The 22,240-nt window shown below is 34.5% G+C and carries 22 protein-coding genes; 3 read left to right on the forward strand and 19 right to left on the reverse strand.

The features are described 5' to 3' along the window. Positions 1-7 precede the first annotated feature (7 nt). From ACEPXD_RS13670 to ACEPXD_RS13745, 16 genes are all read right to left on the reverse strand, one after another. Positions 8-619, reverse strand: coding sequence for a hypothetical protein (locus ACEPXD_RS13670; protein ID WP_391116756.1), 612 nt, complete (start codon positions 617-619; stop codon positions 8-10). 13 nt (positions 620-632) lie between these two features. Continuing rightward, complete coding sequence (locus tag ACEPXD_RS13675; RefSeq protein WP_391123240.1) at positions 633-1,535, reverse strand: NAD-dependent epimerase/dehydratase family protein; 903 nt, start codon at positions 1,533-1,535, stop codon at positions 633-635. 24 nt (positions 1,536-1,559) lie between these two features. Next, entirely contained in the window at positions 1,560-2,576 is a 1,017-nt protein-coding gene (gene rfbB, locus ACEPXD_RS13680; RefSeq protein WP_391123242.1) for a dTDP-glucose 4,6-dehydratase, read from the reverse strand. 11 nt (positions 2,577-2,587) lie between these two features. Continuing rightward, complete coding sequence (rfbA, locus tag ACEPXD_RS13685; protein ID WP_391116758.1) at positions 2,588-3,463, reverse strand: glucose-1-phosphate thymidylyltransferase RfbA; 876 nt, start codon at positions 3,461-3,463, stop codon at positions 2,588-2,590. After that, positions 3,460-4,575, reverse strand: coding sequence for a DegT/DnrJ/EryC1/StrS family aminotransferase (locus ACEPXD_RS13690; protein WP_391116761.1), 1,116 nt, complete (start codon positions 4,573-4,575; stop codon positions 3,460-3,462). Before ACEPXD_RS13690 ends, rfbA begins: the two co-directional genes overlap by 4 nt. Before the next feature lie 55 nt (positions 4,576-4,630). Further along, positions 4,631-5,326: a CpsD/CapB family tyrosine-protein kinase gene (locus ACEPXD_RS13695; protein ID WP_391116763.1), complete on the reverse strand. Its 696-nt coding sequence runs from the start codon at positions 5,324-5,326 to the stop codon at positions 4,631-4,633. After that, a complete protein-coding gene (locus tag ACEPXD_RS13700) occupies positions 5,319-6,059 on the reverse strand; it encodes a YveK family protein (protein WP_391116765.1) in 741 nt (246 codons plus the stop codon). Before ACEPXD_RS13700 ends, ACEPXD_RS13695 begins: the two co-directional genes overlap by 8 nt. A gap of 46 nt (positions 6,060-6,105) precedes the next feature. Further along, positions 6,106-6,870, reverse strand: a complete 765-nt coding sequence (locus tag ACEPXD_RS13705) for a tyrosine-protein phosphatase (RefSeq protein ID WP_391116767.1) — start codon at positions 6,868-6,870, stop codon at positions 6,106-6,108. A gap of 58 nt (positions 6,871-6,928) precedes the next feature. Then, positions 6,929-7,573, reverse strand: a complete 645-nt coding sequence (locus tag ACEPXD_RS13710) for a sugar transferase (RefSeq protein ID WP_391123244.1) — start codon at positions 7,571-7,573, stop codon at positions 6,929-6,931. A gap of 206 nt (positions 7,574-7,779) precedes the next feature. Further along, positions 7,780-9,714, reverse strand: a complete 1,935-nt coding sequence (locus ACEPXD_RS13715; protein ID WP_391116769.1) for an ABC transporter permease subunit — start codon at positions 9,712-9,714, stop codon at positions 7,780-7,782. 1 nt (position 9,715) lies between these two features. Continuing rightward, positions 9,716-10,039, reverse strand: coding sequence for a hypothetical protein (locus ACEPXD_RS13720; protein ID WP_391116771.1), 324 nt, complete (start codon positions 10,037-10,039; stop codon positions 9,716-9,718). A 150-nt stretch (positions 10,040-10,189) separates the two neighbouring features. Next, positions 10,190-11,056 carry a GNAT family N-acetyltransferase gene (locus ACEPXD_RS13725; protein ID WP_391116773.1) on the reverse strand — a complete coding sequence of 289 codons (867 nt, stop codon included), beginning with the start codon at positions 11,054-11,056 and terminating at the stop codon, positions 10,190-10,192. Between the two features lie 113 nt (positions 11,057-11,169). Next, positions 11,170-12,153 (reverse strand): glutaminase, encoded by a 984-nt coding sequence (locus tag ACEPXD_RS13730; protein WP_391123246.1) that lies wholly within the window; start codon positions 12,151-12,153, stop codon positions 11,170-11,172. Positions 12,154-12,291: 138 nt separating this feature from the next. Continuing rightward, the gene (locus ACEPXD_RS13735; RefSeq protein WP_391116775.1) at positions 12,292-12,768 is read right to left on the reverse strand and encodes an MgtC/SapB family protein; all 477 of its coding nucleotides are present in this window, start codon (positions 12,766-12,768) and stop codon (positions 12,292-12,294) included. 275 nt (positions 12,769-13,043) lie between these two features. After that, the gene (locus ACEPXD_RS13740; protein WP_151700782.1) at positions 13,044-13,253 is read right to left on the reverse strand and encodes a hypothetical protein; all 210 of its coding nucleotides are present in this window, start codon (positions 13,251-13,253) and stop codon (positions 13,044-13,046) included. A 169-nt stretch (positions 13,254-13,422) separates the two neighbouring features. Further along, positions 13,423-14,547 (reverse strand): NADH-dependent flavin oxidoreductase, encoded by a 1,125-nt coding sequence (locus ACEPXD_RS13745; RefSeq protein ID WP_391116778.1) that lies wholly within the window; start codon positions 14,545-14,547, stop codon positions 13,423-13,425. A 187-nt stretch (positions 14,548-14,734) separates the two neighbouring features. Here ACEPXD_RS13745 and ACEPXD_RS13750 point away from each other — a divergent pair, with 187 nt between their 5' ends. Together ACEPXD_RS13750 and ACEPXD_RS13755 are read left to right on the forward strand one after the other, a co-directional pair. Beyond that, positions 14,735-15,220, forward strand: a complete 486-nt coding sequence (locus ACEPXD_RS13750; protein ID WP_391116780.1) for an Hsp20/alpha crystallin family protein — start codon at positions 14,735-14,737, stop codon at positions 15,218-15,220. A 284-nt stretch (positions 15,221-15,504) separates the two neighbouring features. After that, positions 15,505-18,537 carry an efflux RND transporter permease subunit gene (locus ACEPXD_RS13755; protein WP_391116783.1) on the forward strand — a complete coding sequence of 1,011 codons (3,033 nt, stop codon included), beginning with the start codon at positions 15,505-15,507 and terminating at the stop codon, positions 18,535-18,537. Positions 18,538-18,769: 232 nt separating this feature from the next. Here the strand turns inward: ACEPXD_RS13755 and ACEPXD_RS13760 are convergent, their stop codons facing one another. From ACEPXD_RS13760 to ACEPXD_RS13770, 3 genes are all read right to left on the reverse strand, one after another. Next, positions 18,770-19,003, reverse strand: a complete 234-nt coding sequence (locus ACEPXD_RS13760; RefSeq protein ID WP_391116786.1) for a hypothetical protein — start codon at positions 19,001-19,003, stop codon at positions 18,770-18,772. Positions 19,004-19,314: 311 nt separating this feature from the next. Next, on the reverse strand, positions 19,315-19,512 hold the full coding sequence (locus ACEPXD_RS13765) for a DUF4083 family protein (protein WP_391116787.1): 198 nt from the start codon (positions 19,510-19,512) through the stop codon (positions 19,315-19,317). Positions 19,513-19,970: 458 nt separating this feature from the next. Next, positions 19,971-20,486, reverse strand: a complete 516-nt coding sequence (locus ACEPXD_RS13770) for a DinB family protein (protein WP_391116789.1) — start codon at positions 20,484-20,486, stop codon at positions 19,971-19,973. 262 nt (positions 20,487-20,748) lie between these two features. On the opposite strand from ACEPXD_RS13770, the gene ACEPXD_RS13775 reads away from it, so the two are divergent. Continuing rightward, a complete protein-coding gene (locus ACEPXD_RS13775) occupies positions 20,749-22,173 on the forward strand; it encodes a YfcC family protein (RefSeq protein WP_391116793.1) in 1,425 nt (474 codons plus the stop codon). The last annotated feature ends 67 nt before the right edge of the window (positions 22,174-22,240 follow it).

Below are 22,240 nucleotides of genomic sequence, written 5' to 3' on the forward strand. Positions count from 1 at the left end.
TTTACTTCTAATCATCATAGGTAGATAGATTTTTCCATTTACTTTTTGACAATCTCTTAGATAAACTCCATTCCTTTGTCCATAAAAAATTGCGATGCATTTTTGCATTTACAGTATTTGTAGAAAAGATTATTATTCTAGTGTTTTCAAATTCAAAAGAAGGTGATTCTATTCGATAATCACGTACTTTCAAATTTCGAGCTATTAGATATTCAGATAAGCTATCTATAGTACTAGAACTTTCTAACAACCCATGTAAGGAAAACACGATACTTTTTTTCAATCTAATTAATTCATCCAATGTGAACATAATAGTTCTTTTCAGATCTACTTTCTTTACAATAAAATCCATATAATTGGCATCACTTTGACCTATAAAATGGAATACATAAGTAGATAGCTTTTTTTTAACCTGAAATGGAAAAAAAGCTATCATTCGGTTATGTTCCTTAACCGCATATATCTCTACTTTTTCTAGAAGTTCTTTAGATCTCCACCAATTACTAATAAAAACGTATTCAATAAATGGATTATCATTTTTATTCTCTTCCAAAATAGCATTCCATTCTTTCTTGAATACTTCTAAATGCTTAAGTGTTTTAATCTGGATAAGCTCCAAACCATTCCCCTTTCTAATTTGGTTGCTTTTGATGTGTGTAATACTGAATGGTTTCTTTCAAACCTTCAGCAAAACTATAAGCTGGGATCCAATCAAGTGATTCAATTGCTTTTTCATTAGAGAGAACACTCCGCTCAATCTCTCCTTCTCTAAGTGATTCATAAACTGGTTCTACCTTCATACCCGCTAATTTAGCTATCTCTTTATATAATTTATGAATAGAGATTTCTATACCGGAGCTAATATTACAAACCCCTGTGAAATCAGACTGTATGGATTGTACACACGCCGCAGCTACATCCTTAACATAGATAAAATCTCTTGTTTGATTGCCATCATAAATAACTGGATTTTCTCCTTGTATTAATCGATGGATAAGATTTGTAATAACTCCATTTGGTTGCTTCGCGCCAAAAACATTAGAAAATCGTAATATACTGCTTTTTACTTCAAATAGTTTCTCGTAAAGCTGAGCATATTTTTCAGCAGATAGTTTAGAAAGAGCATAAAAAGAGAGTGGAGAAAGTTTACTGTCTTCAAATACTGGAAATATAGTTGGATTACCATAGACTGCCGCTGTGGAAGCTATCACGCATTTTTTCACTTCATATTGTCTTGCATATCGTAAAATATTCAAAGTACCGAATAAGTTTGCTTGGCAATCTTCTACCGGGTTACTCATCGATTCGATAACTGATGATTGTGCAGCCAAATGAATGACATAGTCTGGTTGTTCCATTTGAAAAACCGCCTCAAGATCCTCTTGCGTAATATCTATTTCATAGAAGATAACGTTTTCTGGTAGATTACTTAACTTTCCAGTAGATAAATTATCTACTGCTATAACGGAAATTTGTTGTTCTAATAATGCTTGTACGACGTAAGAACCGATAAAACCAGCTGCTCCTGTCACCATTACCTTCAATGGATATCCTCCGTTTCAATTAAATTTCGATAGGTATAAATCATTTTTGCTTACATTATCTAAATACCAATGAATTGTCTCTACAATACCTTCTTCAAAAGAGTAAGAAGGGAACCAGCTCAATTCTTTACTTATTTTAGAATTATCTACAGCATACCTCCTATCATGTCCAAGACGGTCTTGTACAAATTCGATTAAACTCTCACTCTTATTTAAAGCATTTAGAATTAGTTTAACGATTTCAATATTTTCTTTTTCATTGTTTCCACCGACGTTGTATACTTCCCCAATACTTCCATTATGGAGGACGGTTTCTATAGCTGAGCAGTGGTCTTCCACATGTAACCAATCCCTAACCTGTTTACCATCCCCGTATACCGGTAGGGGGATATCATTTATTGCATGATGGATCATTAGTGGTATTAACTTTTCAGAATGTTGGTACGGACCATAATTATTGGAACATCTTGTCGTAACTACTGGTAGCTTAAATGTTTCATAATAAGCTCTAACCATCATGTCTGCAGAAGCTTTAGATGCAGAATAAGGACTATTTGGAGAGAGGTTTGTCTCTTCTGTAAAATATCCATCTTTCCCTAAAGTACCGTATACTTCATCCGTAGAAATGTGAACAAATTTAACATTTTCTTTGTATTCGGTGCAATACTTGTCTGTTTGATCGACCTTCCAATACTGTTTTGCTGTATCCAACAAAGCTTGCGTTCCTAAAACATTTGTATTCAAAAAGATTTCGGGATCATCAATGCTTTTGTCCACATGGGATTCAGCTGCAAAATGGGTAACGACTTGAATATCGTATTGATGAAAGAGTTTATTTAATAGTTCTCGATCTCGAATATCTCCTTTAACAAAACGATATTTTTCTGAGTGTTCAATACCGTTTAAATTTTGGACACTTCCAGCGTATGTCAATAGATCTAGATTAACTATGGTATAATTGTATTTTGATAGCATATATCGAATAAAATTTGATCCGATAAATCCTGCTCCACCTGTAACTAAAATATTCATCATAATCTCCTTTATCCTCTCTTGGAATTCGCAACATCAACCAAATACTTGCCGTAATTTGTCTTCATTAACGGTACAGCCAGTTGTAGTAATTGTTGCCTAGATATATAATTCCTACGAAATGCAATTTCCTCAATACACGAAACGTATAATCCTTGTCGATTTTGAATAGCTTCCACAAAATTGGATGCTTCAAGTAGTGACTCATGAGTACCTGTATCGAGCCACGCTAAGCCCCTCCCCATAATTTTCACTTTCAATTCTCCTTTACGAAGATATTCGTCAATTACAGAAGTAATTTCAACTTCCCCTCTATCAGAAGGTTTTACTTTTTTTGCGATTTTCGTAACTTCATTATCAAAAAAATATAAACCAGGTATTGCATAGGAAGACTTTGGATCACTTGGTTTTTCTTCAATGGAAATTGCATTTTTTTTCTCGTCCACTTCTACAACGCCATATGCTCTTGGGTCTTTCACGAAACAACCAAAAATCATTGCACCTTTTGATAAGTTCGCTGCTTCCTGCACTGTGTTACCAAAATCTGAACCATAGAAGATATTGTCTCCTAACACTAAAGCAACCGACGATTCAGCTATAAATTCCTCTCCGATTAGAAAAGCTTCAGCCAAACCCCCAGGACTTTCCTGAATAGCATATTGCAATTTCATGCCAAGCTTACTTCCATCTCCTAATAATTCTTCAAAACTTTCAATATCTCTATTAGTTGATATGATTAATATTTCTCTAATTCCTGCAAGCATTAATACTGATAGTGGATAATAAATCATCGGTTTATCATAAATTGGTAGCATTTGCTTTGAAATTGCTTTTGTGAGTGGATATAACCTTGTACCTAATCCTCCTGCTAAAATAATTCCTTTCATATAAAGTTACGTATCACTTTACAGATTTTCTCCACTGACTCTATTTCTAAATCTCCATAGAATGGCATAGCCAATACTTGTGTAACTGCTTTTTGTGCTTGCGGAAGATTTTCTTTTCGAGCAGATTCCAAATGCTCGTACCATTGAAAATCACTACATAGAGGATAGAAATACTTACGTGTGAACACGTTATACTTTTTTAGTTCCTCATGTAGCCAATCTCGTGATTTGCCGTATATTTCTTCATCTATTTGGATGACAAAATACTGATAGCTGCTACTATCCAATTCTAATTTCGTCAGCACGTTTATCCCAGGTGTGTTTGCCATATTCTGTTCGTATGCTCGTTTAATTTCATGTCTTTTCCTACGTTCCGTTTCAACCAATTTCAACACTTCTATTCCGATTACGGATTGAACTTCATTCAGCTTTGCATTTAGTCCAGACAATACAACTTCTTCTGGGTTTGCTATCCCAAAATTTTTAAGCAAGTTTAATTTCTCTACTAAACTTTCATCGTTGAAAGCTAATGCCCCGCCTTCTACCGTATTAAAAAGTTTAGTGGCATGAAAACTAAACATCGTCATATCTCCAAACTTTCCGATTGGCTGATTGTTAATGGTAGTTCCAAAAGTATGAGCACCGTCATAAATTACTTTCAATTTATATTTATTTGCTATTAATTGAATTTGTTCCACATTACATGGATTTCCGAATGTGTGAACTCCTAAAATAGCAGAAGTTTTATCTGTGATGAGTGATTCGATTTTTGCGGCATTTAGAGTAAGTGTAGTGGGATCTATATCACAAAATACAGGGGTTAAGTTATTCCAGTCGAGCGCCTGAACCGTTGCAGGGAAAGTAAATGGAGTCGTAATGACTTCGCCTGTAAGATTTAAAGCTTTTATTCCTAAAAGTAATGCGGATGTTCCATTATTAAATAAGGATAAATTTTCGACTTGTAAGTACTTTTTTAATTGTTCCTCTAACTTAAATTGCTGTGGACCATTATTCGTGAGCCATTTACTTTCCCATACTTCATGCAATCCGTTATAGACATTTTGAAGATTTGGAAGAAGTGGTCTTGTTATATAAATAGGTTCTTTAAACATAATTCCGATGATTAATAGCCTCCTCCAGATGATAATTTATCTATTGATCACTTTATTACTCGTAATACTGGTAATAATAATGATCCTTTTCAAGTTTATAGTTGTTAAGAATCGTCCCAATAATATTTGCTTTAGAAGTTAGTAACGCATCTTTTGCTTTTACAGCATTCCTTTTCTCCGTTTTACCTGAACTAATGACAAGTATTGTACCATCACATTTATTGGAAAGAATTTGTGCATCCGAAACGGATAGAGCTGGAGGGGCATCGAAAATAATCATGTCATATCTCTCTTTTATTTCTTTAATAAACATGTCCATTGTACTTGATCCAAGAAGTTCCGCAGGATTAGAGGGGATTGGTCCAGAAGTAATCAGGTGTAATCCATTAATTCCAGATTCCTTTACTACTTCATTAATATGCCAATGACCCGTCAGCAAGTTGGTTAAGCCAGGTGAATTGGACTTTTCAAATGTGTAATGCATTGTAGGTTTCCTCAAATCAGCATCTACGAGGAGCACTTTTTTTCCCTCCTGTGCAAAAACAATGGCAACGTTTGCGGATGACGTGGACTTCCCTTCTCCAATTGAAGAAGAAGTAAATAAAAGTGTTTTCAACTCCTTACTTGGAAGTGAAAAGTTAATGTTTGTCCGTAACGTTCGGAACTGCTCCGAAATGATGGAACTAGGACTAACATTCGTCACAAGTTTCCGTGCAACTAATTGCTTCGATTTTTTTTTCCTATTAAACACTTTTTGATCCTCTTTTCATTTTTCTACTATTCAATTTTTTTGTTCTTTTTAAATTTTTCCTTGAAATAGGGCTAACGAGTCCCAGAATTGGTAATCCTAATAATTCTTCAATGTCCTGTTCGATTTTTATCGTTGTATCTAAGTACTCTAAGAGAAAAGTTATACCCACTCCGAGCATTAAGCCGATAACTGCTGCAATTGCCATATTAAGGATTGGATTGGGTTTAACAGGTGAAATATTCTTTGTGTCTACAGCTAGTGAGAGAATGTTTACATTATCCACATTCATCAATGTCTTAATTTCTACTCGGAAAACTTCAGCTGTCATATTGGCGATATCAATTGCTTTTTGCAACTCTGGATCTTCTACTCTAATGTTGACAACTTGGGAGTATTGTTGACTAAAAACGGTTATTTTTGTATTTAGTAATTCTGGTGTCGTATTTAAATTCAAATTTTTGATTACTTTTGATAGAATAATTGGACTTTTTATGATTTCATTGTATGTGTTGATTAATTGAAGATTCGTTTGAATGTCTAGAGCATTTAATTGTTCTCGCTGGGATTCCTTTTGATTTATGAGAATTTGCGTTGATGCCTGGTAAATTGGTGTCAGAAAGTAGTAGCTGAATACACCAGTAATCGTTACTGATACAACGAGCATAGTAATAATGAGCAAAAGCCGTTTCTTTATTGTTTTAAAAAGTTCAAGTATATTAATTGTTTCCTCCATAAGAGTGATGCCCCCTTTTGCACGTCCACTCGAATAGCATCAAGTGTTAATTCATATTTGACGATTTTTTTTTGAAACAAATTGGTGGTAACGGTTGAAACTCTGTGCCAAATATGACATGGTTGGCATTTTCACAATAGTAAGTAACATGGCTTTTGGAAAATTTCTTTGTAATATATTGATAAGCCTTTTTTAACAAAAAAGGTCTTTCTAAATAATGGTGTGCATCTGAAGATATAAAGTGTACTAAATTGTGTTTGATTAGAACTTTCGTGTACTTTTTTAAACTTCTACCATTAACCCCTATTAAACTCGATGCTGTTATTTGGATAAGTGCCCCTTTACTCACGAACTCATATAGCAATTGTTTGTTTCTTCTTAGTACAGAGTTTCTTTCTGGGTGTGCAATAATTGGAATGTATCCTTTTAGTTGAATTTGATAAAAGACCTCTAAAGTATTAGTAGGAATATGATTGTTAGGTAGTTCTATTAATATATATTTGCCACTGTTGGCCAGGGTTAATAAATTATTATCTAATTCGTCAAGAATATTGGCAGTTAAATGAATTTCTTGCCCCGGAAGGATTTTCACGGGAATATTTTCACGAAAAAGTTCCCTATATAAATTTGCTACTGCTTCTTTCACTTCCGCCGAAGAATTCGTATATTTTCTATTCAGATGATGTGGAGTAGCAATTATATGCGTTACACCATTTGCTACTGCGTTTGTAGCAAGTAATATTGCTTCTTCCATGGATTGTGCTCCATCATCTAGTCCCGGCAAAATGTGATTATGGATATCTACAAGCACTTCTACTACTCCTTTTGAAAAACTATTGAAATATATTACTTGTCCATATAGCTTATATTCAATAAGCCCCTTTCCCAGTAATCACAATAAGAATCGTTCGAATTACAATCTTTATATCCAATAAAAATGAACAATTTTGCACATAGTACATATCACGCGCTATTTTTTCACCATGCATAATATTTGACCTACCATGGACTTGTGCATATCCTGTAATTCCTGGTTTTACGAGCAGTCGTTTCTGTTGTTCTTTAGAATAATAATATGTAATTTCGACCATTTCTGGACGGGGTCCTACAAAGCTCATATCCCCTTTTAGTACGTTCCATAATTGAGGAATTTCATCAATACTGAACTTCCTATATATTCTACCTAAGGCTGTCACGTTTAAATGTACCGGTTTTGCGAATGAAAAGTCTTTAGGAACTTCATTCTTCCATTCATATTGATGGCTACTAGATTCCTCTGACTCAATTTGCATCGTACGAAATTTCCAAATCAAAAAAGGAACATTATTCAAGCCAGAACGCACTTGCTTAAAAAATATTGGTCTTCCAGAAAATAAGAAGAGTATTATAGAAAAAAATAAAAGCATCGGAACACAAATGAAAAGTATTGAAATACTTCCTATAATATCAACGCTCCTTTTGCCCACACGATGATAGAAGTCATGATTGGTTTGCTGCAGGATTATATCTTTCATGTTCTCCAACAAGCAGCCTCCTTTAAAATTTAAAACATAGAGCTACTAAGAGAGTATATTCACTTCCCTACCTAAAAAAGAACCAATAAAATAAAGTGTAGGACAAGTTAATAGCAATAAAAATAAGCTGCCACAAGGGATTACCCCCTGGACAGCTTAAAAATATTATTTTAAAGTAATATATAAACAGAATTATTCCTTTACTTTTACATACCCTTTGCGATTGATTTCTTAGATATTCCATCTGCAATCAAATTAAAACAATAGATTAAGAGCATGAAAACGAATAAAGGTGGAATAATCATCCAGAACTGTTTGGTTACAAAAACATCTCTAGAAATTGCTATCATCCCAGAAATCTCGGATATATCAGGCTTTAATCGATAAGGTGTATCTGCGTAATAAGCCGCTCCCCCTACAAAAATCGAAAGTATTCCTAAATGAACAAACATTTGAAGCACTTGTACAATATGCTGAGTCCAAAATAAAACTAGCTTTGTCCATAACTGTGGATTAATATGCTTCCATATGACCCAAGTTAATGACCCCCCCATAATTACAGAGTTTTGAACATACTCTTTTTTTAAGGTTTCATTCATTTCATTTCCAATTGAACTCGTTGTGACTGGTAAGACAATGATTGACATGATTAATATTTGCACCACTAATCGCTCCGTTAATGTAGTACTCCAAACCCCTGTAGAATTAATAAGTACCGGATTTAACAAGATAAATACAAGCAAAGTTAATGGTAGAAAATGCATGCCATCTGCAATCGCATTTATCACTTTTCGGCTTTTATTATTCATATAAAATACATATACAATCGCCAATAAATATCCCGCAACTACTCCAATCGTTGCAATAATTAAAGTGAGCAGTATAGTGTATTTCATTCCCACTAATAACTGTTGCAAAATAGAATAACCATATGGATCTGTCCCAAAGAATACATTTTTAGACGGCGGATGTGGTGCCCTGCTTATTAACTTTCCATCTTCATTATAGATATAATTAATTTGATCGATTTGATCATGAAATAAAATGGTGTACAAAAAGCTAATAGATAGCAGCCCAAGCACGATTAAAAGCGGCAGGATTATGTCCCATCGCTTGAATCGATTACTAGATCGATTCATAAAAATAGATGATAGGCTGTTTCTTATATTGCTAATCTTAAGTAGTGAACGCAGTTGTTGCTTATGTAAAAATGGCAAATTAAATTTCTCAAAAATGACGTTGCGCTCAATATTTCCTTTATCTACAAGTACCTCAACGAACGAATAAAAGATAAAAAATGGTGCAAAAACAGAGAAAAGAATAAAAGTTAAACCTGTTGGGCTAAAATCTGCTCTTAAATAATAAAGAATTCCCTTCATCCCAAACAGATATTCAATAATAACTAAAGAGGATAAAGTAAGCCAAATAATTGACTTAGACTGAAAAAATGCACTTTTCAAAGCGTTGGGACTACAATGCCATATTAATATTTCTACCTTAGTCAAACCTTTAGATTTTGCCAATTCCACATAAGGCTGGTTCAACTCCTCTTTGTATAACAAAAGGAAAAGTTTGAAAAACAATAGTGTCGGAATAACTGATAAGCATACAATAGGGGCAACATATACCAAATTACCGCCTAGACTATAAAAAGATAAAATCCGATATCCGGTTGTTATATATACTTGAACTACAACCATTTGAATAAGAAAGACGTATGAAAAATCAGGAAATGACTCTAAAATTTTGGTTATTTGTAGAACGTTTTTTTTTATCTTTCTATTTGATAACATCGTTATAAACGCCAATATAAGAGCAGTAAAAAATGACAACAATATAGATATAATTAGAACGGACAAAGAGTATAGATAAGGTCCCTTAAAATATTTGAGGAAAGATATTTCTCTTTTCTCAAACGTGGAAGAATTAAAATTACTCAAATGCCAGTTAGATGGATCGGCTAAATCCTTTAATAACCCAACAAAAGTATTAAAATACTTGGAAAAATCAAAAGTATCGTTTATTGTGAGTAGCACTGGTGTACAGCTAATTAACATAATACCTATGAAACCGAGCAAAAATTTAAATAAAACGCTTACAAAGCTACTCATTATAGAACTTTCCCATCTACCCCTAAACATATCAATTGAAAAAATACTCCCTATATATGAAGAAAGTAGCTACAAGTGTTAAGAAAAAATAGATAACAGATCCTAAAAAAACAAACGACACACTGTTTATTCGATTAATAAACTCCATTCTTTGAGCAGTTAAACCTTGAACTTCCAAATCCATTTGTCGATTTAGCCTCCCGGTTTCCATCGTGAACAAATAAATAGAAAATAATGCCACAACTGCAAAAGGAATTGCAATATCTATAAAACTAGCATTAAATAAGAATGTAATAATCCAATTTACAATTCCTAAACTTACTATAGTAATTAATAAAGTAATTATTTTTCTCATAATACCCCTCCGTTTAAATCAAACTAGGTATCTTTATTTTCTAAATTTTCCCTCTTAAATTTATATACGTTTATATATTGAATTAGTTTCATAAAAAAGAAAAAAGCCAACATCTCTCTGAATGTTGACTGCAAGGCTAGAAAAGGTTTCTCATCCAAAGATCTGTGCGGCTATTCCAAATAATGTTTTATTTCTTACGGGTAATTCATTTGAGTTTTTAATCATAATAGGAGGTTTACTTACTCTTGAAAAACCACATTTTTTTAACTGAGCTATAAAATCTTCATTTCCAGAAGGTACATCGATTCTGAATTTACCATGATGATCTTTCACTAGTTCATTAACTAATGCTAATGCTGTCTCAGAATCTGGAGCTACAATAGGACCTAATATTAGATTAACAGGTCCTGCTATTGAGAGACCATAACCAGTAACTTTTCCATCCGAACTCTTCATAACTAAAGCTTCTTTTGACTGCTTTATTCTATTAGTAAGAAATGTTCTTCTATTATCACCGAAAGCCTCAATATCTAATTGTATTAATGATGTTAAATCTTTCTCATTAAATGGCTTAATATTATTAGGTAAGCCATTAGCAACACAAGGTTCATAGAAATCACAAATCAGTTTTTGGATGGAATCTATTGAACTAAAACCCATTTTTTCATACATAGGTTTTCCTTCCTCGGTTGCAATTAGCATAATCGTCGTACTATTTGGAATAGAATCTATACATTTATGTGTAGCTTTTTTCCCTAGTCCCACCCCTTGATAGTCCTGTCTAACGATTACCATACCAATTGACGCTATTTTTGAATCGTATTCAATAATTGCTGCACTACATACAATTTCACCTATTTCATTTTTATATCCATAAACTTTTCCCGAAGACATTATTGTTTCAATTTCAGCTTGGTCGTAATCCCATCCTACAGAATTGGATAGATCTATTAAATGTGGTATGTCAATAACTTCTAATTTTTCTAAATGTAATTTTGCAGTATCAGTGACTTTCATAAACGATACACTCCTAAACAATAGATAAAAGCTCTACAAATTGCATAATCTGAAATTTGTAGAGCTCTTTTATAATTCCTTCTATTATAATAATCCTTTAAATAAGCTGCTTTTTAGAAAATACTTAAATCCCATGTATCCGCTATTTTCTTTAATAACATAACACCAACTACACTGCTTCCATATTCGTCAATGGCTGGTCCGTAAATGCCAATTCCGCATCCTTCTTGGAAAGGAAATTCTTCATTTCTAACACGTGGAGGAACGGCCGACATTATCCCACCGGATACCCCGGTCTTTGCTGGTATTCCAATATAAGCAGCAAATTTACCAGAAGCATTATAAACCCCACAAGTCAGCATTAAACTTTTAGCTAATCTGGCTACTTCTTTAGGTAGAACTTGTTCCTTTCGGATTGGATGATATCCATCCTGCGCCAAGATTAATCCTATTATAGCGATGTCTTCCGTAGTTACTTCAAGCGAACATTGTTTCAAATATACCTCTAAAGCTTCCTCAACCTCTATTTCCAAATAGCCTGTTTCTTTTAAATAATAGGCTAAAGCTCTATTTCGATTTGCTGTTTGCCATTCTGAGACAAACACTTCCTCATTTAATGTAGGTCGTTTCCCAACCATTTTCTCCATTAATAAATAGATAGATTCTAATTTTTCATTTGGAGTCTGTCCTGGAAGAATGGAGGAAACTGTAATGGCTCCAGCATTGATCATCGGATTAAACGGCTTTCCTGGCTTATGCATTTCTAAACGAATAATGGAGTTAAATGGATCACCAGTTGGTTCTAAATCCACTCTATCTAATACATAAGGAATACCATGGTGCATGCATGCAGCGATAAAGCTGATTACTTTGGAAATACTTTGTAAAGTAAAAGGAACATTCCAATCACCAGACTTTATCATGGTCCCATCAGGCCCTATGATGGTGATACCTAAATTGGAAGAGTTGACCTTCTCTAAAGCTGGGATATAAGAAGCATTTTTACCTTCCTTAGAAAAGGTACGATAATGAGCCACCCAGTCATCTATATTATTCATATTTTGATTTTCTTTTTGAACACTTGAATCATTAATAATTTTCTCCACATTATCCATCCCTCTACCATAAAATTGCTGCATACTGTTCATAAATTGATTCTATTTTCTTAATATAGAATAGAACAACATTCAAAAAATTACTATCTATATTATTAACACGTTAAAATTAATGTCTTCCTATTCTCCATCGCTATCATCTTCTTCTTTTTCTCTTGATGGTAATATTCCCATTTTCTCCACAAATTTCGGTAAGTTCATCGCAATAAACATTAAAATGGCAGTTATAATAGCTAAATCATATGCTCCATAACCAATTGTTAAACCAACACAAGCAGTAATCCAAAGATTCGCTGCAGTAGTAAGACCACGTTTTACATTATCCTTATCTAACCAAATGACACCCGCACCAAGAAACCCAATCCCACTAATTACTTGAGCTGCTAAACGCATAGGATCCATATTTTCACCTGTATTTAACGTCGATAGAATCATTGCAAGTGTTGATCCCAAACAGACTAATATATGCGTTCGAATCCCCGCCGGCTTATTCTTAATAGCCCTTTCCAAACCAATTAAAAACCCTATAAACGTTGCTACAATTAGTCTAATATATAAGTCAATATGTGAATCGAATAATGATGTAATAAAATTCATCGTGCATTACTCCTTTCATTTACTACATTTATTTCAACATATTTCTTTTATTATGACTTACTCCTAATAACAAGCTTGCTCTCTTTATGTTTCCCTACTCTATATATGTTTATTTCTATAAAAAATTTCTAAAACCTTTTAAAATGCCATGAATAATTCAAAGCTTTATAAGACAAGAACTAGTTATTTATTTGGCCACTTTTTTTCTCATAAAAAAAAAACGAAAGAGCTGCCGAAATGCATTTTCGACAGCTCTTTCTATAAATTCGCAAGATTTAACGAGACGGCCTAGGTGCTAAACAGTCTGTACATTTTTTCTGATTGTTACCTTTAAATTTAGTGAAAGTTTTTTCAAAATTATTTCCGCAAGAACATTTAAATAGAAGTTTTTGCGAGTATCCTATATATTCTTTTGACAGTAATACACTATCTGAATTCTTCGTGACATATTCACGGATACTTTCAATAGTCCATTTTTTATTCATATTGACACCTCCGTCAGCGTTTCCGAATACAACCAAAGGAGAGGTTTCGGATACCTTCATTTCAATTAGGTCCATAACTTTCTAATCTACCTAAGTACACTAGTATACCATTATTTCAATAAAATTTTATACCTTGTTCTAGGTGTTAGCCACACTTCAACGAAAATACTTACTCTTCTACCGGCAACCAACCTTTTACATTCACTAGACGCTCCCATAATAGGTCCGGGATTACTAATTCCTTCTGATCATTTTTGGATAGAGTTGTACGTATTTGATCTTCCTGTCCAGCTTCCACTTTTTCAATCCATTTTGGCTCCATAAGCAATTCTCGGCCTAATGCGATTAACGGGACACCTGTTTCTAATGCCTCTACTACTTCATCTGGTGTATGAAGTGAACCAACGCCTACTATCGGGACACGGCTGCCAACTTTTTCATAAATTTTGATAATCCTTGATTGGGATTCATTTTTCTCACGGAATGAACCATTCCAGAAATGCATGACAGATACATGCAAGTAGTCGAGTGCTTGATCTGCTAGCTTATCAACAAATTGGAGCGTATCCTCCAACGTAATGCCAGGATTTGTTCCTTCTTCAGGTGATATACGATACCCTACCATAAATGGTTTTTTAGCATGTTCAGAAATAGCCTTTTTTACAGAATCCAAGACAGCTAAAGGAAACTGCATTCTTTTTTCAAGAGAACCCCCCCAACGGTCTTCTCTTCGATTTGAATGTGGTGAAAAGAATTGTTGTAGTAGATATGTATTGGCACCATGAATTTCCACTCCGTCAAATCCAGCTTCAATAGCTCGTCGCGTTGCCTCACCAAAAGCTTTAATAGTATTTTGTATTTCTACTTCTGTCATTTCTCGAGGGACTGGTGAACCTTCCCTTTCTGCTGCAATAGCACTCGCGGAAATAGGCTGATGATCTGGCAATAATGTTGGTGGTGATTGTCTACCTCCGTGATGAATCTGCAGAATCGCTTTTGTTCCATTCGATTGAATTGTTTTCGCTAGTTTATTCAGTCCAGGGATGAAAATATCATCATCGACACTGAATTGACCAGGAAATCCTTTTCCATCTATACTGACATAAGCACATGCTGTAATAAATGCCCCAACCCCGCCTGATCGCTCCTTATAATAAGCTAGCTCTTGTTCGGATAATTCTCCATCATCTTGTGATGAATAAGTGGTCATTGGAGCAATCATTATTCGATTCTTTACCTCTATCCCTGAAGGAAAAGTAAAAGATTGAAAGATTTTTTCGTATTTAGTATTCATATGTAGTCCTCCTATATTTTTCATATACACAATTACTACGATACACTTTTTCATTCCTTCCTGTCTTGTGGAAAGGTTCGGCAATCATTGCTATAGTTGCAACATTAATAGATGAAACGCCCACAACCAATTGTCCTTTCTAACATAATCTATTTCATGAATAGCATTTATAAAAGGAGGAGTAAAAATGACCATTGGAAATGACAACCTCCCAAAGGAGAATAACGATCAGCTCGTTAGAATGTCTGATATGGATTTCAAACCATTCTCCCTATTGAATTTGATAAATGGGATGGATTCTTATTTCAATCAATTCTTTAAGCATATAGACACTCATCTTAGCGCTAACCCGCACTGGATTAACACATATGAAACCGACTCAGAAGTGATTATTGAAGCAAAATTACCAGGTTGTACGAAGAACCAAATTCAATTAGAAATCATCGGTAATCAGTTAAGAATTGGAGTGGAGAATTCCGTTCTAGAAGAAGTCAATTATGAGAACCACACGGGAAGAAAACAATTTTATCAACGACGAGAGCACGTTATCCCCCTCCCATATTCAATTTCCGAAAAAGAAACAATCACCTCTTTTCACAATGAAACACTAAAAATCACTTTCCCCAAAAAAGATATTAAGCGAAGATACCTTGCTATAGATGACAATTCCTGAGCAGGTCCTAATTAGATGAAATGCAAAGCTACAGTAACCGGTAATATTCGGTCATTGTAGCTTTTTTGTTATAAATTAAACTTGTCAGCCTTTAGCCGTAGTGAAAGTTAAATCTAAGGTTCAGTGCGGAATATGTTGCCATTTCTTACAATGAAGATACAACTAAACATTGAAAGAAGGGAGCATACATTGAATTGAAAAAATAGTAAGTCTTCAGATGTTTCATCTCGCATTTATCTTCATATTATTTATCAAACTTTTGAATTTTAAGGAGGAGTTTTCATATGTCGAGTTTTACCAAGTGGGCTTTTCGTAACAAAGCAGCAGTTACTGTATTAAGCCTCTTAATATTAATTGTCGGTGTGGTCAGTTATTTTAAACTACCAATGGAGTTCTTACCTTCAGCAGACAATCCACAAGTCACCATCATTGCCATGGGGCAAGGAACGGATTCAAAAACGATGGAATCTGAAGTGACCATGCCTATTGAAAGAGCCGTTAGAGGACTAGATGGCAAAAAATCCGTTTATTCTACAACTGGCGACGGATTCTCTAAAGTGGACCTGTTCTTTGAGGCGGGATACGATATGAAACAAGCGAAACAGGATGTGACAGATGCATTAAGCAATGTGGCTTTGCCTATTAATATATCTAAGCCAATAATTTCCCAGCTTAATACGTCAATGATTCCAATCGCTAACATTGCCATCTCGTTTGAAGATGGTTTGACTACAGAAAATATGGAATTTGCACGTGAAGAGCTTCTATCTCGTTATCAAGAAATCAAAGGGGTATCCAATGTCGATGTATATGGAATTACAGATACGATTATTTCCATCAAGTTGGATGATAAAAAATTAGCTGAAAAGCAGATTCCTCTTGAAGCGGTTATGGGTATTCTTAAAGGTCAAAACACCGCTGTATCAATCGGTGAGAAGATAATCGACGGAAAAACAAGCAATATTAAGGTAATTGGCGATATAACAAGCATGGCGAAACTGAAAGGGTTAACTGTTGCACCAAATGTGAAGCTTGAGGATATCGCAACAGTCGAGGAAACAAATGATGCGAATTTCATTAGTCGTTTCAATGGAAAGGATAGCTTAGATATTAGCATCACAAAGGACAGTCACTCCAATGCTGTGACTATTAGCAAAGAAGTTGAAAAAGTAACAAAGGCTATCAATAAACATTATAAACAGCAGGAATCTGTTCTTTACATTTCCTCTGCTGATCTCGTTAAAAATTCTGTTCAAACGATGATAAAGGAAGTACTGATTGGTGCATTGTTTGCGACAATTGTAATTATGATTTTCCTACGAAATATCCGTACTACTTTTATAACCATAGTATCGATTCCTTTATCACTTTGCTTCACCCTAATACTTCTATCATGGTCTGGCGTGACTTTAAATATTTTAACGCTTGGCGGTGTGGCAGTTGCAGTTGGTCGTCTAGTAGATGATAGTATAGTTGTAATCGAAAATATATTCCGGAAAATGCAAACAGAGAAGTTTTCAGTACAAATGATTATTGATGCAACGAAACAAGTTGGAGTAGCTATTACTGCCTCTACATTAACGACAGTAGCCGTTTTCTTACCAATGAGTTTATTGAATGGAGGACTTCAAGAATTCCTTTTACCATTCGCTTTAACAGTTACGTACTCCTTGCTTGCTTCTTTAATCGTCGCATTAACTGTAGTTCCGATAATGAGTGCGGGATTACTAAAGAATACGAAGCTTCCCGAACATAAACCAGCTATTCAGTTTCCAAAAATAGTTACGTGGTCATTAAATCACAAATGGATTATCTTCTGCATTTCCATCTTCCTGTTTATCGGTTCCATTGGTGCTTATTTTGTCGTTCCAAAAGGGGCAGTTGATAGCTCATCTGCTGACTATGTGTTGGTAACATTAAGTTATCCGAATGATACACCAATAGAAAAAGTGAAGGAAAAGACAATTGAACTTGAATCATCTATTTTAGCAATGAATGATGTACAACATGTATTCTCACAGGTAGGTTCTCCATCGGAAGCAGCACAATATGGCTGGGTTGGATCACCGACGGAAGCAACTTTCAGTATTTTATTAGACGACAAAAAAGATACAGACTTCATCGTAAAAGAAATAGAAAAGAAAAAGAGTCTATATCCTAATGCCCTATTAGAAGTAAGTTCAGCTTCCTTTATGATGGGAGGAGCAAGTACAACTATCACCATTGATGTAGTCGGTGAAAATGTAGCCGATCTCGAGAAAGCTGCAACAACTATTAAAGAAAAAGTGCAGGACATTGATGGTGTGGAGGAAGTTACGACCAATCAAGATAAAAAGAAAACCGTACACTCCCTCATAGTAGATCCAACAAATGGAAACACAGAACAAATCGCACAACAACTTGGTGTGATGATAAATAAAACACCTATCGGCACCATTAAACTAAATGATAAACAAAAAATGGTATTCATAGAACCTATCCTAGATATGATAACAACAGAAGACTTGGAAAATATCCCAGTCAAGACCGAAACAGGAATTGTCCCGATTTCATCTATTGCAACCTTACAAAGTGAAGAGCGATCCACCAACCAGTTCCATAAAGATGGGAAGACATATCTACGTGTAACCGCATCCGTTGATCCTGCGAAGCTATCCAAAATCTCAAGTAAGGTAAATCTAGAGATATTCGGCGATAATAAAGAACAAGAAGCAATGGATATACCTGATAATGTGGAGGTTCTAGTTGGAGGATCAAGTAGCCAACAAGCAGAAGACTTTACAGACTTATTTCTCATTATGCTTGTCTCTATTGGAATTGTGTTTTTAATAATGGTCATCACATTTAAGTCAATCAAAGCACCAATTGCAATTCTTTGCTCCCTACCACTTGCAGCAATTGGCGCTATTTTAGGAATTCTTATTAGCGGAATACCAGTTGATATTACAGCACTATTAGGAGCATTGATGCTAATTGGGATTGTAGTAACAAATGCGATTGTGCTTCTAGACCGAGTAAAACAAAATGAACAAAAAATGATTATTCGTGAAGCGCTCATTGAAGCAACAGCAACAAGGATGAGACCAATCTTCATGACCGCAATTGCAACCATCTGTGCAATGCTTCCACTACTAGTGAAACAAGCAGAAACAGGAAGTTTAGTATCACAAAGCCTAGCAATTGTTGTTATCGGCGGGTTAGCCATGGCAACCTTACTTACGCTGATTGTGATTCCATGTATTTATGAATTGCTTTATTTTAGGCAGTCTAAGAAACAGCGAGTGAGTCAAGTGGCTGGGCAAGATTCTTCAGTTTAAATAAATAATAAAAACCAGATCCTAGCTTAAACGCTTTGATCTGGATTTTACTGTTCGTTCGTTGAAAAGTGAAGCTAATCTAATGCCATTAAATAAATAATATTTTTCAAAAGAAAGGTTCTCCATTATAATAACTTTCAATACTTTCAATCCCATAAGCAATGGAATTCGCCCTTGCTGGTTGTACAATAAAACCCGGTTGTGGCCAAAAAAGCATCCCGGGTTTTCAAAATTAATTATTTGCTTTTGAAGAAAGATCTTTAGTAAATCTCCAGTACAAAAATAAATGCAGCACGATAATGACTACAACAATACTTGAAGGACCAATTGGATGGAAAAAAGTAATAAACCCACTTATAAGAAACAACAGAATGTCCACAAATGAAAAATACTTCATATTCTTTTTCTTTTTACTTATATAGAATACAGTTATAGCTACCAATCCTAATATGGCGTAAATAGCCAATATGAAAGGGTCACTTTGTTTGCCTTCTTCTGTTCCAACTAAGTTCGTACTTAAAAATGGTGAATAGACAGGGCCAGTGAATATAAAATTCTTTTATTAGACATTCCAGCTGCTCCCTTTTCAGATTTCTATCATTGTGTAATATATGGGATGGCCAAAAATCATCCATACCAACTTCAAAGTAATTCCCATTACCCCTTATTGTTTGTTGTGTCAGATACAAACACAAAGATCACAACATTCACGTTTGTTTAAATTAACATGAATGTTTCTGACTCAGGATATTTGCTTAATGGAGCAGAGTATTTTTATTACGAATTAGAATTACTTTTCTCTAATAATTCAATAATCCTATCTAGTTTTTGCTCAATCTTCTGCTCTGAATTTATAGAAAGTTTAGGGTTCGAATTTTGTGACGTATTTATTAGTATCCTACGTATAAAGAGGGGAAATGAAAGTACACCTATTAATATTAAGCCAAATATAACAGTTAGAATCAAAATTTCCATATCATACCTCCTGTTTTCTCTAATTATACCACTTTTTAAATTTGTTCCCAGCGTCAAAAAATCACAACATTCACGTTTATTTGATTTAACACGAATGTTTCTGAATCCGAGTATTAATTAAATTTATTGAAAAAAATTTACATATTCTCTTTTATTATTTGAGATGATTTGTCTCATTATATAGATAGATGAAGCTATTAAAAAGGAGGCAAATAAATTGAATCGTTCAGTAAATGCACTTAAAGGAGAAATTGAGTTCGCATTCGAAAAAACATCCAAAAAAGAATTGGAAATCTATCGACTTCGAAGTGGATATTAAAAAGAGGTAAGCCCTTGAAAATACAAGGATTTACCTCTTTTTTATTTTTGTTAACTTTTCCTAGATTCAGAAACAAGCATTCCTTTTTAAATAAATAACTTCCCTTTACTCAAACAAGAAACTGTATATAACCATCAATTTAGTGCTTAGCAGCTAGAAGTAATTTTATCTCTTTTATTTGTTCGATGTGCCGCTGTTCATGCCCATATATCTGTTCGATCCATTGATCCAGAGGTAATTCACCTAAAGCAGGATGCTTCATTGATTTTTCTGCCAATATGGATTTATCTTCTATCGTACTAAGAAAAGTCATCAATTTAGTTCTCGAATCGTTTAACAAATCGATTATTTGCTGGACTTCAAATGGTCCTACATCCGGTTCAACGATTTTCGGAGCTTTATACTTTTTCGTTCTATCTATTAATATATGGTGAATTTTTTTTCGTTCTTTTGGAGTACTATCCATCTCTTTTAATCCCAATGTAATAACCTTTATAGATGCTTCTTCCACTAAAACTAAGTGGTGGCAAACTTGTGCAATGCTCCACATATTCTTTTCAGGTTCACTATTAAATTGAACATCATCTAATAAAGTAATTTCATTTACTAGGTTATTTCTCATTTCATACAACTTATCATTTATTGACTTATTCATGCGATTTCCCCCTTTAACAGAAAGTGTGTACTTTGATTCCTAATATGTATATATTCCCTACGATGAAAAGTATTCTCTTTTTCTAAATACATAATTCAATACTATGCTAGAAATGAAATATCCTTTCTTTATCCCTCATATGAAATTTTATAGTTATTTTTGTAATCTTATTTTTTTATAAAAATATATTGCATATCAAATGAATATAACCTACAATGAACTGTATAAAAATTCACAAATAAACTTATAAGGAGCTTATGGGATGGAGAAAAACATCGAAGTTACACACCAAAATCATTCTAAAGGCAAAGAAAAGAAAGCTCTCAACATTAATGCATTTGTATTACTATTCTTTGTGATTGTCATTTCGGCTATCTTGACTTACATTATGCCAGCTGGGGAATATGATCGAGTAGAAAAAGACGGTCGTACTATTGTCAATCCTGATTCTTTTCATTTTACAGATTCATCTCCAGTCGGTTTTTTTGATATTTTTACTAGTATTCATACCGGCTTGGTCAATGGTGCTGGCATTATCTTTTTCATACTAATTATTGGCGGGGCTTTTGGAATTTTAAAAACAACAGGCGCTCTCGATGCATTGATATTAAATTTAACAGCCAGACTTTCCAATCGAGAATTACTGCTAATCCCTGTTCTTATGTTGTTTTTTGGAGCAGGCGGCACATTAATGGGGATGGCTGAAGAGACCATTGTATATATTGCGATTATCACCCCACTCGCGATTGCTTTAGGGCTAGATGCAATGGTTGGTTTTGCCATTGTTTCAATCGGAGCAAATATCGGATTCATGAGTGCAATCTTAAATCCATTTAATGTTGGGGTCGCACAAAGTATTGCCGAGTTGCCTACATTCTCTGGGATCGGCCTCCGTATTGTATTATTCGCTACGCTATACCTTGCTGGAGTCATATACGTTTACCGTTACGCAAAAAAAATCAAAGCCAATCCTGAAAAGAAATTTATTGGAAACGTTCAAAAAGGAAGTCAAGTGAGCGTCGGTTCTACTGTTAAGCTAACCACTCGCCATAAATGGATTTTATCCATCTTTTTACTGAACTTTGTCGTATTGATTTTCGGAGTTATCAAATTAGGTTGGTATATAACTGAAATCGCCTCTTTGTTCCTACTTTTTGGCATTATTATCGGAGTTGTTGGTAAACTAAGTCCGAACAAAATGGCAGATAGTTTCATAGACGGCGCAAAAGACCTTATTGGTGGTGCTTTAATCATTGGATTTGCACAAGCAATTCTCGTTGTAATCCAAGATGGGAAACTTATTGATTCTGTTTTATTTTACGCATCAACCTTTTTAAGTCAGCTATCGCCTATTCCGAACGCAATAGGCATGTTCTTTTTACAACTCTTTCTCAACTTCTTTGTCCCATCAGGAAGTGGGCAAGCGGCACTTACAATGCCAATCATGGCACCTTTATCTGACCTTGTAGGAGTAACAAGACAAACTGCAGTACTTGCTTTCCAGCTTGGGGATGGTATTTCCAATTCTATTTTCCCAACTTCAGGCGTATTACTTGCTGGACTTGCTGTTGCAGGAATACCCTATACTAGATGGGTAAAATGGGTGTTCCCTTTACTATTGATTCAAATAGTCATCACAATTCTTTTCTTAATTATTGCTCAAGTTATTCATTACGGACCGTTTTAACTATTCAGCAAGAGGCCAAACTCTTGCTGAATTTAATTTTTCTCGGCATAATAAAAAGACTAACGGA

This window comes from Psychrobacillus sp. L3 (assembly GCF_042945595.1).
In the GTDB taxonomy this organism is placed as follows: Bacteria; Bacillota; Bacilli; order Bacillales_A; family Planococcaceae; genus Psychrobacillus.